At 62.8% G+C, this 16,425-nt stretch carries 18 protein-coding genes; 11 read left to right on the top strand and 7 right to left on the bottom strand.

Going from position 1 to position 16,425, the window contains the following annotated elements; genetic code table 11:
• Positions 1–8 precede the first annotated feature (8 nt).
• From HMI59_RS01835 to HMI59_RS01810, 6 genes are all read left to right on the top strand, one after another.
• Positions 9–497 (top strand): DUF2306 domain-containing protein, encoded by a 489-nt coding sequence (locus HMI59_RS01835; RefSeq protein WP_193592614.1) that lies wholly within the window; start codon positions 9–11, stop codon positions 495–497.
• Positions 498–547: 50 nt separating this feature from the next.
• Positions 548–1,945, top strand: a complete 1,398-nt coding sequence (gene mtr / locus HMI59_RS01830) for a mycothione reductase (RefSeq protein ID WP_166185978.1) — start codon at positions 548–550, stop codon at positions 1,943–1,945.
• Between the two features lie 117 nt (positions 1,946–2,062).
• Positions 2,063–3,019, top strand: a complete 957-nt coding sequence (locus tag HMI59_RS01825; RefSeq protein WP_166185979.1) for a DUF808 domain-containing protein — start codon at positions 2,063–2,065, stop codon at positions 3,017–3,019.
• Positions 3,020–3,043: 24 nt separating this feature from the next.
• Positions 3,044–3,433, top strand: a complete 390-nt coding sequence (locus HMI59_RS01820) for a hypothetical protein (protein ID WP_166185980.1) — start codon at positions 3,044–3,046, stop codon at positions 3,431–3,433.
• Positions 3,434–3,507: 74 nt separating this feature from the next.
• Entirely contained in the window at positions 3,508–3,834 is a 327-nt protein-coding gene (locus HMI59_RS01815; protein WP_193592613.1) for a hypothetical protein, read from the top strand.
• Positions 3,831–4,454: a hypothetical protein gene (locus tag HMI59_RS01810; RefSeq protein WP_193592612.1), complete on the top strand. Its 624-nt coding sequence runs from the start codon at positions 3,831–3,833 to the stop codon at positions 4,452–4,454. Before HMI59_RS01815 ends, HMI59_RS01810 begins: the two co-directional genes overlap by 4 nt.
• 133 nt (positions 4,455–4,587) lie before the next feature.
• Here HMI59_RS01810 and HMI59_RS01805 read toward each other — a convergent pair whose 3' ends face one another.
• From HMI59_RS01805 to HMI59_RS01790, 4 genes are all read right to left on the bottom strand, one after another.
• On the bottom strand, positions 4,588–6,183 hold the full coding sequence (locus tag HMI59_RS01805; protein ID WP_193592611.1) for a 2-oxo acid dehydrogenase subunit E2: 1,596 nt from the start codon (positions 6,181–6,183) through the stop codon (positions 4,588–4,590).
• A 51-nt stretch (positions 6,184–6,234) separates the two neighbouring features.
• A complete protein-coding gene (locus tag HMI59_RS01800) occupies positions 6,235–7,215 on the bottom strand; it encodes an alpha-ketoacid dehydrogenase subunit beta (protein ID WP_021472993.1) in 981 nt (326 codons plus the stop codon).
• On the bottom strand, positions 7,215–8,399 hold the full coding sequence (pdhA, locus tag HMI59_RS01795) for a pyruvate dehydrogenase (acetyl-transferring) E1 component subunit alpha (RefSeq protein WP_021472992.1): 1,185 nt from the start codon (positions 8,397–8,399) through the stop codon (positions 7,215–7,217). Before pdhA ends, HMI59_RS01800 begins: the two co-directional genes overlap by 1 nt.
• A gap of 151 nt (positions 8,400–8,550) precedes the next feature.
• On the bottom strand, positions 8,551–9,669 hold the full coding sequence (locus HMI59_RS01790; RefSeq protein ID WP_193592610.1) for a histidinol-phosphate transaminase: 1,119 nt from the start codon (positions 9,667–9,669) through the stop codon (positions 8,551–8,553).
• A 105-nt stretch (positions 9,670–9,774) separates the two neighbouring features.
• Here HMI59_RS01790 and HMI59_RS01785 point away from each other — a divergent pair, with 105 nt between their 5' ends.
• Positions 9,775–10,203: a phage holin family protein gene (locus HMI59_RS01785; RefSeq protein WP_193592609.1), complete on the top strand. Its 429-nt coding sequence runs from the start codon at positions 9,775–9,777 to the stop codon at positions 10,201–10,203.
• A 17-nt stretch (positions 10,204–10,220) separates the two neighbouring features.
• Here HMI59_RS01785 and HMI59_RS01780 read toward each other — a convergent pair whose 3' ends face one another.
• Positions 10,221–11,579 carry a hypothetical protein gene (locus HMI59_RS01780; RefSeq protein ID WP_193592608.1) on the bottom strand — a complete coding sequence of 453 codons (1,359 nt, stop codon included), beginning with the start codon at positions 11,577–11,579 and terminating at the stop codon, positions 10,221–10,223.
• Positions 11,579–11,890 carry a hypothetical protein gene (locus tag HMI59_RS01775; RefSeq protein ID WP_021472988.1) on the bottom strand — a complete coding sequence of 104 codons (312 nt, stop codon included), beginning with the start codon at positions 11,888–11,890 and terminating at the stop codon, positions 11,579–11,581. The genes HMI59_RS01780 and HMI59_RS01775 overlap by 1 nt, the downstream gene beginning before the upstream one ends.
• Before the next feature lie 168 nt (positions 11,891–12,058).
• Between HMI59_RS01775 and purB the strand changes: the two genes are divergently transcribed.
• From purB to HMI59_RS01755, 4 genes are all read left to right on the top strand, one after another.
• Complete coding sequence (gene purB, locus HMI59_RS01770) at positions 12,059–13,465, top strand: adenylosuccinate lyase (RefSeq protein WP_166185986.1); 1,407 nt, start codon at positions 12,059–12,061, stop codon at positions 13,463–13,465.
• Between the two features lie 98 nt (positions 13,466–13,563).
• Positions 13,564–14,220: a histidine phosphatase family protein gene (locus HMI59_RS01765; RefSeq protein WP_193592607.1), complete on the top strand. Its 657-nt coding sequence runs from the start codon at positions 13,564–13,566 to the stop codon at positions 14,218–14,220.
• A gap of 192 nt (positions 14,221–14,412) precedes the next feature.
• Positions 14,413–14,916 carry a GNAT family N-acetyltransferase gene (locus HMI59_RS01760; protein WP_021472985.1) on the top strand — a complete coding sequence of 168 codons (504 nt, stop codon included), beginning with the start codon at positions 14,413–14,415 and terminating at the stop codon, positions 14,914–14,916.
• A 103-nt stretch (positions 14,917–15,019) separates the two neighbouring features.
• Positions 15,020–15,454: an acyl-CoA thioesterase gene (locus tag HMI59_RS01755; protein ID WP_021472984.1), complete on the top strand. Its 435-nt coding sequence runs from the start codon at positions 15,020–15,022 to the stop codon at positions 15,452–15,454.
• A gap of 161 nt (positions 15,455–15,615) precedes the next feature.
• Here the strand turns inward: HMI59_RS01755 and HMI59_RS01750 are convergent, their stop codons facing one another.
• On the bottom strand, positions 15,616–16,365 hold the full coding sequence (locus HMI59_RS01750; protein ID WP_193592606.1) for an SDR family oxidoreductase: 750 nt from the start codon (positions 16,363–16,365) through the stop codon (positions 15,616–15,618).
• Positions 16,366–16,425: the final 60 nt, after the last annotated feature.

Genomic DNA, 16,425 nt, shown 5'->3' with positions numbered 1-16,425 from the left:
TCCGGAGTATGCCTTCTTCCTGGACTGTCCTGATCGCTGTGCACGCAGTGGCCGCCAGCTATGCACTCATATTTGGAGCCGTCAATCTGCTGCGACGAACCAAAAGCGGCAGTCTCCATAGGATTGTGGGGCGAATCTGGGTTGTTGCCATGTACATCGTGGTGTTGACCTCATTCGGAATCCGAACCATAGACGGCGGATTCAACTGGCTCCATGCACTCTCAGCTCTGACGTTTTGCACTCTGACAGCAGGGTTGTGGGCTGTAAGAACAGGGAATATTCGGGCCCACCGCAGCTTCATGACGGGTAGCTACTTCGGTCTGATCGGAGCGTTCGTGGGCGTGCTGGCTGTGCCCTCGCGCCGAATCCCCCAGCTTGCATTCCATGAGCTTCCTCTGCTGGGATTGCTGATCCTGGTTCTGCTCGGCACAGCAGCCATGACGGTGCTGGGGCTCGCCCGGCTTCGCAAAGCGCAAAGGCCTCTCGGCGCCGGGTAATCGGGCGTGGGTTCACTAGGGTGGAGGAAAGCCCTCAGGGAGGAACCCGCATGGAAGCTGCTGCCGCCGATCGGCACTATGACCTGGTCATCATCGGCACCGGATCCGGGAACTCCATCCCGGGTCCGGAGTTCGAAGACCTGTCGATTGCGATCATCGAAGAAGCTTCATTCGGCGGCACCTGCCTCAATGCCGGCTGCATCCCGTCCAAAATGTACGTTCACGTTGCAGACACGGCCCTGGAAATTGCTGAGTCCGGGCGGTTGGGCGTCCCGGCTACGGTCAACTCAGTCGACTGGCCGGGCATCGTAAGCCGTATCTTCCAGACCCGCATAGATCCCATCGCCGCCGCCGGTGAGGAATATCGCCGCGGCCCCATGACGCCAAACACCGATGTCTATGACCAGCACGCCGTGTTCATCGGAGAGCGCACCCTGCGCACAGGACAGGGCACCCAACAGAAAACCATCTCCGGTGACCGGATCGTCGTCGCCGCCGGCTCCCGGCCCTCAGTCCCGGAAGTCATCGCCGCCTCGGGCGTGCGCTACCACACCAGCGAAGACATCATGCGGCTGCCCGCACAGCCCAGGTCCGTGGTGATCATCGGAGGGGGTTCCATCGCCATGGAATTCGCCCACGTCTTCGACGCCCTCGGCACCGACGTCACGATCATCACCCGCTCGACGCTCCTGCGCCACCTCGACCAGGACCTCCACGACCGTTTCAACTCCTTGGCCGCAGAACGCTTCGACGTCAGGGCGGGCCGAACCACCGTGGGCGTCGAAGAGACAGACCACGGCGTAAAGGTCCGGCTCGACGACGGCTCGACCGCCACCGGGGAGGTACTCCTGGTAGCCACTGGGCGGATCCCCAACGGGGACCGGCTGGACCTGTCCTTCGGCAGGATCGAGATGACAGAAGACGGGCGCATCAAGGTGGACGAATACGGCCGCTCGACGTCGGCGCCAGGCGTCTGGGCCCTCGGCGACGTTTCCTCCCCCTACATGCTCAAACACGTAGCCAACGCCGAAATGCGCTCAGTCCGGCACAACCTGCTGAACCCCGGAAACCTGAGGAAGCTTCCGCACGACCACGTGCCCGCCGCCACGTTCACCCATCCCCAGATCGCCACCGTCGGCATGACCGAGGACCAGGCCCGCGAACGCGGGCACAACGTGACAACCAAAGTCCAGCACTACGGAGACGTCGCCTACGGATGGGCACTGGAAGACACCACCGGGATCTGCAAACTCATCGCGGACCGCAGCACCGGCAAACTCCTCGGCGCGCACTTCATGGGCCCGCAAGCTTCCACCTTGATCCAACAGATGATCACCGTGCTCAGCTTCGACCTCGACATGCGCGACTTCGCCTCCAAGCAATACTGGATCCACCCTGCGCTGCCCGAAGTCACCGAAAACGCCCTGCTCGGCCTCGAGTTCGACTAACCGGAATATTTTCGTGCCGGGCAAGCCCGGGACGTAGACTGCGACTATGCAGCTTTCAGGTCTTGCCCCAGATAATCTTGTCCGCCTGGATGCACCCCTACGGGATGGTGTGAAGCTGTGAGCGGGGGTCTTATTGCGCTGCTGGATGACGTCGCTGCCCTGGCCCGGCTAGCCGCCGCGTCTGTAGATGATGTTGCCGCCGGCGCCGCAAAGGCCGGGGCGAAGGCCGCGGGCGTCGTCATTGACGATGCGGCCGTGACACCGCAGTACGTGTCCGGGGTTGACCCGTCCCGGGAACTGCCCATGATCCGCAGGATCTTCTGGGGGTCGCTGCGAAACAAACTGCTGATCATCCTGCCGGCCCTGCTGCTGATCAGCGCCTTCATACCGGGAATCATTCCTGTGATCCTCCTGCTCGGCGGCACCTACCTCTGCTACGAGGGCGCCGAGAAGGTCTGGCACAAGGTGCGGGGCCATGCCGAAGCAGCCGACGCTCCGGCCCCGGACCGCGGGCCGGAAGCGGAGGCCAAAGTCACCCGTGGCGCCATCACCACCGACTTCATCCTGTCCTGCGAAATCATGGTCATCGCCCTGAACGAGGTCGCCGTCGAATCCCTCTGGGTTCGCGCCTTTATTTTGGTCGTCGTGGCCATCATCATCACCGTGGCCGTGTACGGGGCAGTGGCGCTCATCGTCAAAATGGACGACATCGGCCTTCACTTGACCAAGAGAGATGCCCCGGCCACCCAGCGAACCGGGCACCTGCTGGTCGCCGCAATGCCAAAAGTCCTCACCGTGATCACGGTGGTCGGAACGATCGCCATGCTCTGGGTTGGCGGACATATCTTGCTGCAAGCCAGCTACGACCTCGGCTGGCACCTGCCCTATGACCTGGTCCATAAACTCGAATCGCCCGTGGCTGAAATCCCCGCGATAGGCGGCGCCCTTGCGTGGCTGATCAACACTCTGTGTTCGGCGATCCTGGGCATCCTCTGGGGTTCCGGCGTCATGGTCCTGGTGCAGGCCGTCCGGCGTGTACTGCCGTTCGGAAAGAAGAAAAGCACTTCCCACTAAGGACGGAAGCCGTAAGATCAGGCTGTGGCGGCACCTGTGGATGTTCTCGGCCCGATCCTGGAAATGATGACCTGGGTGGGCTTCGTTCCCGGCGTGCCCCTGCTCATCGCGGCGTGGATCATCGCCAAGCGCCGGTGCCAGTGGGACTCGGTGGAAGCGACGACGTTCAGCGCCGGAGGATTCACCGGACTCCGCTGGAACCGCCCGGATGGGAGCGAACGGCAGGTGCTTCTTGAAGCCGTCCTGCCTGTGGACGGGCGGAACCCTGTCCAGGTTCACTACGACACCTGCCATCCGGCCCGCTGGTCCCTGACCCCTCCCCGGCCCGACCGGACCGTCCTGCTCCTGGGGCTGGTTTTCACTGCCGTTGGTTTGTTGAGCACGATTGGCGGCTTTGTGCTGCTGTTCTTCTAGATTTCGGAGAGCCTGCCGACGCCCGCTCGCATTTGGGGTGGTCGACCGGTACCGGCGAGTCGCATAATCGGTCCATGGGTGAGCGGCTGACCGTGGAACTGGAGGATATCGGGAGTACGTCCTGGTGGGCCGGGATCCTGACGGTCCTGACATCGCAGTACGGCAGCAGACTCCTCCGCTTTGTGGCCCGGTCCAATGGACGCTCCCTTTATACAAGCGACACGTTCACCTCACCGCGCCCCTACCGGGATGGTCCGCCGGAGGAGGCATACTCGCCCGGCATGCGACAAGCCCTGGACCGGCTCCTTGAAGACCTCGCAAGGGACGGCTGGGAGCAAACAGGCAGAGGAGAGCATCCGTGGTCTTTCGTCTTCGAGCGGGGCCAAAGGCAGGGCCTGTGACGAAGGCTGGTGACGCACCCGTGGGCTTCCTCCCGCGGTGGATCATCATGGTGGCGGCAGGGGAGGCACTCGGATTCCTGATTCCAGCGAGCATGGGCGCTTGGCTTGGGTTGATCGGGGCCCCGGACTCCGTGGTTTACCCGGCCATGATCGCCGCCGGCGCCTGTGAGGGTGCCTTGCTGGGGTACGGGCAGTGGCTGGGCTTCGGCCGCAGGGTGGTCTCGCGGGTTCCTTGGATTGTGGCCACCTCTGCCGGCGCCGCTGTTGCGTGGTCCCTTGGCATGCTCCCGGGCATCCAAGGGGGCTTGGACATCTCATCGCCGCCAACTCTCGCTCTGGTCATCGGTGGTGCAATGCTGTTGCTGGTGATAATTCCATCGCTGCAGTGGCTGGTCCTGCGCCGCGCCGGATCGAAAACCTTGCGCTGGATCCCGGTGAACGCCGGCGCCTGGGCAGCAGGCCTCCTCTGGACAATCGCACCATCGCCGATCGTGGATGAGCGTACGCCCGCCCCGGTCATGATCTCCGTGTACGCAGTGGCCGGGCTCCTCATGGCGGTCACCGTCGCAGCACTCACCGGACCAACGGCACGACGAATCGCGACAGGCCTGGCGCGGTAGAGATGTGCCGCCTATCGAGGGCAATGGACACGCGCGCGGCGCCGACCTCGCTTAAACGCCGACCTCGCTTAAACAAAGCCGGCTGCACCGTTGCCTATGGCAAGTGTGCAGCCGGTTTGCATTCAAGGTCCTGCTAGTCGAGCAGCAGCGCCGGTTCTTCCAGGATCGCTGCGACGTCAGCCATGAAGCGGGCCGACAAATCGCCGTCCACAACGCGGTGGTCGAACGAACCGCCCAGAGTGGTGATCCAGCGGGGAATGACCTCCCCGTCCAGTACCCACGGCTTCTGCTTGATGGTTCCGAAAGCAATGATGGCAACCTCGCCCGGGTTGATGATCGGGGTTCCCGTATCAATGCCCAGCGCGCCGATGTTGGTGATGGTCAGGCTTCCGCCCTGCATTTCCGCTGGCTGGGTCTTGCCGGCACGGGCTTTGGTGGCCAGTTCGTTGAGCGCCAAGGCCAGTTCCTTGAGGGAGAGGTCCTGGGCGTCCTTGATGTTGGGCACCATGAGACCACGCGGGGTCGCAGCAGCGATGCCCAGGTTCATGAAGTGCTTGATCTGGATCTCGGCGCCGCCCTTGCCGTCAGCGTCGTCAACCCATGCCGCGTTCACGCTCGGGTTCCGGGCCGCTGCCCAGATGACGGCCTTGGCCAGGATGAGCAGTGGTGAAACCTTGATGCCCTCGAAGTCGCGGGAGGCCTTGAGCCGCTTCACGAACTCCATGGTCCGGCTGGCGTCGACGTCCACAAAAATGCTCACATGCGGGGCAGAGAACGCTGAGTCCACCATCGCTTTGGCGGTTGCCTTGCGTACGCCCTTGACGGGTACGCGTTCGATTCTCTGCTCCTGCGGCTTCTTCGAGGCGCCCCAGAACGAATCGGCACCATCCAGCTCGGCATCGCGCTGTGCCTGGTAGCTGACCAAATCCTCTCTGGTCACTTCACCGCGCTGGCCGGTGGCCACGACGTCGGCAAGGTCGATCCCCAGATCACGGGCGAATTTACGGACCGGCGGTTTCGCCAAGACCCTGTTCACCAGGCCCGTGATGGTTCCGCCGATCACGGCACCGCGCGAGGCCGCCGTCGGGGTTGTTCCCTGGACCGGAGACGCTTGCTGGGAGGCCGGGGCAGCGGAAGGCACGACGGCGGGGGCCGGGTGCGGCCGCTGCGGCACCGACGGTACGGCTGCTTGGGCGGCGAGGGCGGCCTGGTGGTCCTGGACGGTTCCTTCCGGGCTCTCCGCGACGGGAACAGCCGCCGTTACCGGACGCTTGCGGGGACGGCGCTTGACGGCGTCCGCCTTCGGTCCGGAGCCAACCAAGGGGCCGCCGGCCGGTGCATCACCGCTGTCCGCCGGAAGCTTCCCATACATGGGTCCGGCATCCTGTACCGCGGACTGACCTGCGGATGGCTGGCCCTGGTTTGTTGAAGAGGCCGTTTCCCCACCCGCAGCAGGGGCTTGGGGCTGGGGAACTGCTTCGCCGGATTGGCCCTCGGAGACGGCCACGATGGGGGTCCCGACCTCCACGGTGATCCCTTCTTCCACCAAGAGCTCGGTGACCGTGCCGGCGTATGGAGAAGGCAGCTCAACGAGGGACTTGGCCGTCTCGATCTCGCAAAGGACATCGTTGATTGCCACAGTGTCGCCCGGCTTAACCTTCCACGCCACGACCTCGGCCTCGGTGAGGCCCTCGCCAACGTCCGGCAGGTTGAATTTCTTTACAGTCACAGTGGTCCTCGGTTTCCGTGCGCCCTCAGGAGGGGCTGGATCAGTGCAGGGTTAGTAGGCCAGGGAGCGGTCGAGCGCCTCGAGGATCTTGTCGATGTCCGGCAAGTAGTCCTCCTCAACCTTCGCCACCGGGTAGGGCATGTGGAATCCGCCCACGCGAATCACCGGGGCCTCCAGGTGCAGGAACGCCCGCTCGCTGATGCGGGCAGCGATCTCCCCGCCAATCCCGCCGAACGTCGGGGCTTCATGGGCCACGATGAGCCGGCCGGTCTTCTTGACGGAAGCCTCCACCGTGTCAAAGTCCACCGGGGAAATCGAACGCAGGTCCACTACCTCGATGCTTCGGCCATCCTCGGCTGCGGCGTTGGCGGCAGCCAGGGCAACGGGGACCAAGGGCCCGTACGCAACAATCGTGGCGTCCGTTCCCTCCCGGACTACGTGGGCTTTGAAAGGGTCCTCCGACAGTCCGGCATCCTCCACATCAACGTCACCCTTGAGCCAGTAGCGGCGCTTCGGCTCGAAGAAAATCACCGGGTCCTGGCATTGGATCGCCTTCTGGATCATCCAGTAGGCGTCGTGCGGGTTGGACGGTGTAATGATCCGCAGGCCTGCAGTGTGCGCAAACAACGCTTCCGGAGACTCGGAGTGGTGCTCAATCGACCCGATTCCTCCGCCGTACGGGATCCGGATAACCACGGGCACCCTCAGCTTTCCCAAGCTGCGGGAATGGATCTTGGCCAACTGCGTGGTGATCTGGTTGAAGGCCGGGAAGACAAAGCCATCGAACTGGATCTCACACACCGGTGAGTAGCCGCGGAGTGCAAGTCCAATAGCTGTGCCCACGATTCCGGACTCGGCAAGCGGGCTGTCCACCACACGATCCTCGCCGAATTCCTTGATGAGGCCGTCGGTAACCCGGTAGACGCCGCCGAGGTGCCCGATGTCCTCTCCCATGAGCAAGGACTTCGGATTGCTCTTCAGCGATGCGCGGAGGCCTTCGTTGATGGCCTTGGCGATGGTCATTGTTGCCATCAGTTGGATGCCTCCTCTTCGCTCTCAAACCCTGCCGAATACTCTTCGAACCACGCCAGTTCCTCTGCGATCAGCGGGTGCTGCTCTGCGTAGACATTGGCGAAGGCATCCCGGATATCCGGAACCTCGAGGCCGTGGGTGGTGCTGCGGACGTACTTGGCGAGTTCGTCGCCGTCGGCCTTGACCTGTTCGAAGAAGGCGTCATCCGCGAGCCCTTCCGCGCGGAGGTACTTCTCCAGCCGCTCCAGCGGGTCCTTCTCCCGCCAGGCTGCTTCTTCCGCGGATTCCCGGTATTTGGTGGGATCGTCAGCGGTGGTGTGAGCGCCGACCCGATAGGTGTAGGCCTCGATCAGCACGGGGCCCCGGCCCTCTCTTGCGTGTTCCAGCGCCCATTCAGTAACAGCGTGGACCGCAATCACGTCATTGCCGTCAACGCGTATGCCCGGGAAGCCGTATCCCTTGGCACGGTTGGCGAGGGGAACTTTGGTCTGCACTTCAGTGGGCACCGAGATGGCCCAGTGGTTGTTTTGGCAGAAGAACACCACCGGGGCGTTGTAGGAGGCTGCAAAAACCATGGATTCGTGGACGTCGCCCTCGGAGCTGGCGCCGTCACCGAAGTAGGCGATGACTGCCGCTTTGGGATCAGCCGACTCCTGCGCTGCCTTCTGGTCCCGCTGGATGCCCATGGCGTAGCCAACGGCATGCAGGGTCTGGGCGGCCAGAACCAAGGTGTAGAGGTGGAAGTTGTTTTCGCGGGGATCCCAACCTCCATTGGAGACACCGCGGAACTGCCTGAGCAGCTCGGAGAGATCGACATTCCGGACCAGCGCGACACCGTGTTCGCGGTACGTGGGAAAGATGTAGTCCTGCGGCTGGCTCGCATGGCCCGAGCCGATCTGGGCAGCTTCCTGGCCCGTGAGCGGAACCCACAAAGCCAATTCACCTTGCCGTTGGAGGGCCGTGGCTTCCTGGTCGAAACGACGGATCCGTGCCATGTCTGTGTAGAAGACGCGAAGCTTTTCCGGATCGATCCGCTTGGCGTAGTCCGAGAAGATGGAATCGGTGCCGAGCTGTCCGTCCGGGCCCAACAGCTGGACCATGTCCACAGCTTCTTCCGGCGCGACTGCCGCCGACGCCGCCGCCAGAGTCTGGTCAGCCCCGGAGGGCAGTTGTGTCGAGCCCATACAGTCTCCTTGCTAGCCCCCGCCGTTCGCAGTGGCAATTCTGTCGCTGGGATATATGCCCATTCAGGAATGCATTCCTGAATGGGCATATATTTTGGCTTTCGGTCCTTACTTTATAGGCAGTAGGTAGCGGTGGGACATTCGTTAACCGCTAGGAACCCTCCGGCGCCTTTGTATAACCTGCACAGAGCTGGAGGAATCTGCTGTTCGCTTCAACCTCGCCAATGCTTACCCGGACGCCCTCGTCTCCGAAAGCGCGCACGGACAACGCCTGTTCCGCAGCCAAGGCCGCAAACTCGCCACTGTTCGAGCCCAGGTTCAGCCACACGAAGTTCCCTTGGGCATCCGGAACGAACCATCCGAGCTCCCTGAGCCCGTTGACAACGCGTTCACGTTCATCGACGAGGCTTTGTACCCTTTCCACAACCTGGTCGAAATTCTCCAAGGACGTGACCGCAGCGCGTTCCGCAATTTGCGAGACAGCAAAGGGAGTCGCCGTGACGCGCAGGTGTTGCGTCAGCAGCGGACCGGAAACGCTGTACCCGACGCGCAGACCGGCCAAACCGTGAGCCTTGGAGAACGTCCTCAGCACCACCACATTCGGGTATTTTCGGTAAAGCTTGATGCCGTCGACAGCTTCGGGGTCCCTGACGAACTCCTGATACGCCTCGTCGATGACCACCACGACGTTTGGCGGGACGGACTTGATGAATTGTTCCGTTTCCTCGGCGGTGAGGATCGGTCCCGTGGGATTGTTCGGCGTACAGAGCAGAATGACTTTAGTGCGGACAGTAACGGCAGCAGCCATTGTCTCCAGGTCATGCCGCCCGTCCTTCAGCAAAGGGATCTGGACGCTGGCCGCTCCCGCGAGGCCAACACAGATGGGGTAGGCCTCAAAGGAGCGCCAAGCGTAGATCACTTCATCAGGCTTGCCATCGTCGTTTTGACCGGCGAAGGTGGCGAGGATCTGGTTGAGGGCGCCAAGACTGCCTGCCCCTGTGACGACGTCGTCAGCGGGTATGTCGAGGAACTTCGCCAGCGCATCGCGCAGCTTGGTAGCCAGCGGATCCGGGTAGCGGTTGATGTCCGACTGGTCCGCGATTGCCTGCAACACTGCAGGAATTGGGGGCAGCGGGTTTTCATTGGACGACAATTTGTAGCTGGTGAGGCCCTCAATCGCGGCAGGAGGTTTACCCGCCGCGTATTTGGGAAGCCTGTCCACGACCGGTCGAGGGAGTACGCCCTCCGGTACGTTGTCAGAATTAGTCATGGCTTCAAGCCTACTTGCAGGTCATCGACGGTGAAGCGCGATAGTCATTCGTTATTTATTGCCCGCAGCAGTGTCAGCACACCGCGGTATGGAAGCATTAGGTGCATGGGTTCCTTCATTGTTCGAGTCATCATCAACGGACTGGCCCTGTGGGTTGCCAGTTGGCTTTTGACAGGCCTGGAGATTTCGACGGCAGCAACGGAGAAGGCGGCAGCAAATGCCGGACTTACCAATAGTGCCGACACGGTGGGAATCGTCCTCGCCTACCTCTTCATAGGACTGATTTTCGGCGTTGTGAATGCCGTGGTCAGGCCGCTGGTCAAGCTCCTGTCCCTCCCGGTGACGATCCTGACTCTCGGTCTCTTCACGATCGTGATCAACGCGGCGATGCTTTACCTCACCGCATGGCTCAGCAGTTTTACGCCGGTGCATCTGACCATCGATTCCTTCTTCTGGACAGCTATCCTCGCCTCGATCATCATCAGCGTAGTGAGCGTGGTTGCCGGTTTGATCCCCGGAACCCGCAACCGATAGAGCATTTCAGGGAAGGCCTATCGAGGCCCGGATCCGGATCTTGACTCCGGGAGATGCGGGATCCGCAGGGCTGACCGTCCGTCAGGGGCAGGAACGGCCACCGGCGCGGGAGCCCGGACCAGCTTGAACCTGGAGACGGCCGCACCTGCACCGGAGCCAACTGCACCGGCAAATACAGCAGTAGACGCCACCAAGGACGGATCTTGACTGGCGGCTGCCAACTCGGCGCCTTCCGCATAATTGTCCAGGTCATGCCCCGGACCCAAACCGGGGTCCTCTCCCTCAGGCACCCCAACGGGCTTTGTGAGCGTCACCGTAGTTCTGTCCCTTGTCTCGGGATTCGCCTTCCCTTCGCTGCCCGGCACCCAATCCTGGGCGTGCTCGAAGTGAAGCACCGTGATTCCCGGCTCGGGAATTATCTCCCCTGTGGGTGAGCCGGCCGTCAGCACGTACTTGAGGTCGAACTCCGCAAGAAATGCTTTGTTCTGGCTGAGGTTCATGGCATGGACTCCACCCTGGCTGTGACCGACGGCCACAACGTCGTCTCCGCGTGATGCTCCCGCTTCCCGAAGGGCCTCGGCAATGGCCGGCACCACGTATTGGGAGTCATACCCTATGGCCTCAGCAATGCCTGCCTCATCCAATGGGTTAGACCCGCCCATGTTCGCCTGTTCGGGTTCGGTGCCTGGAATCATCACCATCCACGACGGCGCGTCAGCGTTGTGCGTCCGGATGACCTCGATTTCGCCGTCCCCACGGGCGTGAATCTCCTGAATCCGCCGGAGCGCCCACGCCATGGACGGATCCACGGACAGCGTCTCCTGGCTAACCGGCTCAATGCCGACAGTCCTGGGCTGCAGAGCTGGAAACATCTTGGGATTCAAGGTCTCGCGCACCGATTCCCTGGCGGTATGCCCCTCGGGAACGACCCTGTTGACTATCTCCTCCGTCACGTCGCGCCCCAACGGCCAGGACCACGTAAATTCGTCGACGCCGACGAAATGGGGCCGTGCCTGCCGTTCTTCCGCGGCTTCGTAGTCGCAGGCGCTGGCACGGACGTCGGCGCTGACTTCCACCAGTTGGCGGCGTACCCGTCCGACGTGCTGCCGGCCGGCTGCCACAGCATCCACGGCAGCGGAGCCGGTGGAAAGTGAATCGTAGAGATACGGCTCCAGCGCTTCTTGGATCCGCTGCGTTTCGTCCTCGATGCCGATCAGCTGTTGCACCAGTCCGTCCATGACCGCGACGCCGCTCAGAAGTTCTTCGAGCTGAAAAGAGATACCTCCGATTCCACCCCTGATTTTGAGGTATCCATCCTGGGCCGGAGGAGTTGGCTGCGGTGCTGAACCGGCGCCGACAGGTGCTGCATCCGCCACTACTGATCCGCTTTCCGGGAGACACTGGCGCTTTGGGAGTGGCGAAGGATGGCAGCGGCAGCTGCCTCCAGGGACTCCCGCGCACGCTGGAGCTCCGAGGCATGAACTGCCACGGTTACCCTGTAGGCGCGCCCCGCCGGTGATTGCCAGTCTTCCAACTGCGCCCGGCGCAGGGCGGCAAGTACAGTATCAGCCTGATCCACGCACGCGTTGGCCCGCCAAGCGAGCCTCTGGACTTCATGGCCGCGCGACGCGCACTCCAAGGGATCAAAGGCAGGCGGGGTGGCAGGAGGCATCAAGCCGACGCTCATAGTCCGTTACTCCATTTTGTTGTGGTGGTGATCTGTGGACTTGACGCTACGGAGCCGCTGCGGGGGTCCGGAAGCGGAAACAAGGGCTATGTGGAAAACACCGTGGGCATCCACAGAGGCGGTGTCACCAACTCGGGACCTCCCGCAGAACATGAAAGAATGGGCACCATGGCTGAATCCCCCCGCGTGTCCCTCGCTTCCGAACCCCTCGCCCTTGGTGCCCTTGATGGCCGCTACCGTGCCGCCGTCGCGCCCCTCGTCGATTACCTGTCCGAGGCGGCCCTGAACCGCGACCGCGTTCACGTCGAAGTTGAGTGGCTCATCCACCTCACCAGCCAGTCGGTACTCCCCGGCGCCGGACCCCTCTCCGACGAGCAGGTAGCCAAGCTCCGGGCCATCGTCACCGGTTTCAATGCCGCATCCGTCAACGAGCTGGCAGAGATCGAAGCCGTCACCGTGCACGACGTCAAGGCGGTCGAGTACTACATTGGCCGGCGCCTTCCCGAAATCGGGATTGAAAACCTTACCGCGATGGTGCACTTCGGTTGCACGTCCGAGGACATCAACAACCTCTCCTACGCCGTAGGCATCAAGGGTGCCGTGGAGGACGTCTGGCTTCCCAATGCCAAGGCTCTGGTGGAGCAGATCCAAGCCATGGCGGAAGCGAACCGTGAGGTTCCCATGCTGTCCCGCACGCATGGCCAGCCTGCCACGCCGACCACCCTCGGCAAGGAACTGGCTGTCATAGCGCACCGCCTGAACCGCCAGCTGGAGCGGATCGCCAAGACCCACTACCTGGGCAAGATCAACGGCGCCACGGGCACGTACGCTGCGCACGTCGCCTCCGTGCCCGGTGCTGACTGGGAAGCAGTCGCGAAGTCGTTCGTGGAGGGCCTGGGACTCACCTGGAACCCCTTGACCACGCAGATCGAAAGCCACGACTGGCAGGCCGAACTCTACGCGGATATTGCACGCTTCAACCGCATTCTCCACAACGTCTGCACGGACATCTGGAGCTACATCTCCATCGGATACTTCCGTCAGATTCCGGTTGCGGGGGCCACCGGCTCTTCAACGATGCCGCACAAGGTCAACCCGATCCGCTTCGAAAACGCAGAAGCCAACTTGGAGATCTCCAACGGCCTCCTTGACACCCTCGGGGCCACCTTAGTGACTTCCCGCTGGCAGCGCGACCTGACCGATTCCTCCTCGCAGCGCAACATCGGCGTCGCTTTCGGCCACTCCCTGCTCGCCATTTCCAACGTAGCCAAGGGCTTGAAGGCGCTTGACGTTGCAGAGGATGTGCTCGCTGCAGACCTGGACACAAACTGGGAAGTCCTGGGCGAAGCGATCCAAATGGTGATGCGCGCAGAAGCCATCGCCGGCGTTGAGGGCATGGAGAACCCGTACGAGCGTCTCAAGGACCTCACCCGCGGCCAGCGCGTGGATGCGGCGCGGATGCAGGAATTTGTTCAGGGCCTGGGGCTCTCTCCCGAGGCCGAAGCCCGTTTGCTGGCTCTCACCCCGGGCAAGTACACGGGTATCGCCAACAAGCTGGTGGATCACCTGAAGTAACTAGCAGTCAGGCGCCGAAGACGGCCGGGCCCGCGCCCCGTCGTCTTCGGTCCTCACGGCACCGAAGACCGACACCGACACGTGAGGAGCGGAGCACCATGAAGCTCCTGTTGATCAGGCACGGACAAACCCCAGGCAACGTGGCAGGCCGGCTGGATACTGCGTTCCCGGGACCAGGGCTGACTGAACTCGGTGAACGGCAGGCCGCTGCGCTTCCCCAGGCCCTCAAGGACGAGTCCCTCGAGGGGCTGTACGTTTCCACCCTCCAGCGGACACAGCGCACAGCAGGAGAACTTGCCAGGAACACCGGCCTGGACCCGGAGATGCTGGATGGCGTTCACGAGATCGAAGCCGGCGCCTTGGAAACGAACACGGACCATGAGTCCCACCTGCGGTACATGGGTACGGTCTTTGCCTGGTCCAGCGGTGATCTGGACCTTCGGATGCCCGGCGCCTACACCGGGCACGACTTCTTTGCCCGGTTCGACGCTTCGGTCGAAAAAGTGCTGGCCAACGGACACTCGACGGCGGCAATCGTCAGTCACGGCGCCGCGATCCGATGCTGGGCCGCTCGCAGGGCCGTGGACATCGACACCAATTTCGCTGAGAGGCATCCCCTGCCCAACACAGGGATCGTTGCGCTCGAAGGCGACCTGAAGACCGGCTGGCGTGTCCTGCACTGGGATCAAATGCCGGTGGGCGGACAGGCACTCGCGGACAGGACCGCCGAGGATCCCACGGGCGAGGCGCTCTAACGCCCGGCTGAGCAAGCCCAAACCAGCTGGCATTAGTCGTTGTTCTGAGCCCTCCTGGCAACCACAAGTGCGAGCTACTTGGGTAGCAGCAGTTCTCCCGGAACTAACGCGGAGGAAACACCGCGGTAACCACTCCTTCCTAGGATTAAGTCGCATCACCACCTCAGCGAAACGCAATAAAGTGAGGCACACATGCAGACTAATCCCCGGCTCAACATCCGGCAGGTTGCCTGGTCGAACCCCGTTGGCGCCGACCTGCGGGCAGCACAGCAAGCAGAATTGGATGCGCGTTTCGGAAGCACGGACCACGAGCCCGGCCCTCCGCCGTCGGAAGCCGACACCGCAGTGTTCGTGGTGGCGTACGAGAAATGTTCCGGCCAGCCCCTCGGCTGCGGTGGACTCAGGATGCTGGATGACACTACGGCCGAAATCAAGCGGCTGTATGTAGTCCCGTACGCCCGGGGATCGAGGGTTGCCAGCTCCATTCTGGCCGCATTGGAAGCGCAGGCACACTCGAGGGGATTCAGCGTCATCACGGCCGAAGCCGGTTCTGCCCAGTCGGATGGGCGAAGTTTCTATGCAAGTTCCGGTTTTGAAGAGATCCCCAACTTCGGCCCCTACGTCGGCGCGGAGGAATCGCACTGCTATTCCAAACGGATCGACTCCCACAGCGCCTCCCACACGGCCATGGCTTGAGCCGGTGGCCCGGCCCGGCTGCCAAGCCAGACCACGCCCAAAGGAACAGCACAGGCGAACGCAACATCCAGCGTTCGATGCCGCTCTTCGATAATCTCGCTTTATGGAAAAAGCAGACATCACCTTCCGGACCCGCAAATGGGTTCGGCCCGAGGACCTCAACGCCAATGGCACGCTCTTTGGTGGCAGCCTGCTGAAGTGGATCGACGAAGAGGCCGCGATCTACGCCATTCTCCAGCTGGGCAATGGCCGGGCGGTCACCAAGTACATCTCGGAAATCAACTTTGTAAGTTCAGCCGTCCAGGGTGACCTGATCGAAATGGGCCTGACCGCCAAACGCTTCGGCCGGACCTCGCTGACCATGCGTGCCGAAGTGCGCAACATGATCACCCGCCAGAGCATCCTCACTATTGAGGAAATTGTGTTCGTCAACCTGGGACCTGACGGCCGCCCTCAGCCCCACGGCTACACCGAGATCACGTACGACCGCGACCGCATTCCCACCCACCACCTGACCAAGACCCTCGAAGAGGACTGAACCAGCCGCCGTCGGGCGCTCCGCTGAAGTCAGACAGCTTAAACGGGTGCCGGCGGCCGCAGAAGTGCGGCCGCCGGCCTATGTTTTCCGGCGACGGGAGTGAGTGCCGCCGGAACCTGTGGGGGCGCCAAATGCGGGCGCCGGGATGACAGCGCCGGGTGTCAGCGCCGGTCGAAGGTGAGGCCGCCGGGAACCTGGAACGTGGGCATGAGTTCGAGCATGCCGACGTTGACGTGGCGCGGAGTCTCGATGGCGTAGTCGAGTGCGTTCACGATGTCGTCCGTGGTGAGCGATTCATAGCCCTCGTAGTAGGTCTTCCACGCTTCTTCCATGGCCTCCGGGCTGCCACCCATATTGCGGCCGAAGATCTCGGTTTCCACTCGTCCGGGGCAGATCTCTGTGACGCGGATGCGCTTGCCCACGGTGTCGTTGCGGAGCTGGCGGGAGATCTGGTGCACCGCGGCTTTGGTGGCGTGGTAGACGGTGTGGCCGTAGAAGTTGTAAACGCCGGCGATCGAGCTGATGTTGATCACGTGGCCGAGGTCGCGTTCCACCATGCCCGGCAGCACAAGTCGCGTGAGCTGGAGCAGTCCTCGCAGGTTCACGTCTACCAGTTCGTCAATGTCCTGCTCAGATGAGTCCAGGATGTTGCCCGGGCGGGACACCCCGGCGCAGTTGACCAGTACATCCACGTTGAGGCCGCTGACGACGTCGGTGAGCGCGGCCGTGTCGGTCAGGTCCAGCACGTGCGGGACGGCTCCGGTGCGGTCGGCCAGTTCAGTCAGACGGGCTTCGTTGCGGGCAACCGCGTGGACCGTCAGGCCGCGCTTGGCCAGGCGCTCGGCGATCGCCGCACCCATGCCGGTGGAAGCGCCGGTGACAAGGGCGGTGGTGTAGTCAGAAAAGGACATTGGTTCTCCAAAGGTGGGAAGGGGCGGACGCCGCCGTAGGGGCGATCGCCGAGGGGGTAG

Source organism: Paenarthrobacter sp. YJN-5, assembly GCF_015040095.1.
GTDB classification, from domain to species: domain Bacteria; phylum Actinomycetota; class Actinomycetes; order Actinomycetales; family Micrococcaceae; genus Arthrobacter; species Arthrobacter ureafaciens.
The sequence above is the reverse complement of the archived record's forward strand: the minus strand, read 5'-3'. Positions and strand labels throughout refer to the sequence as shown.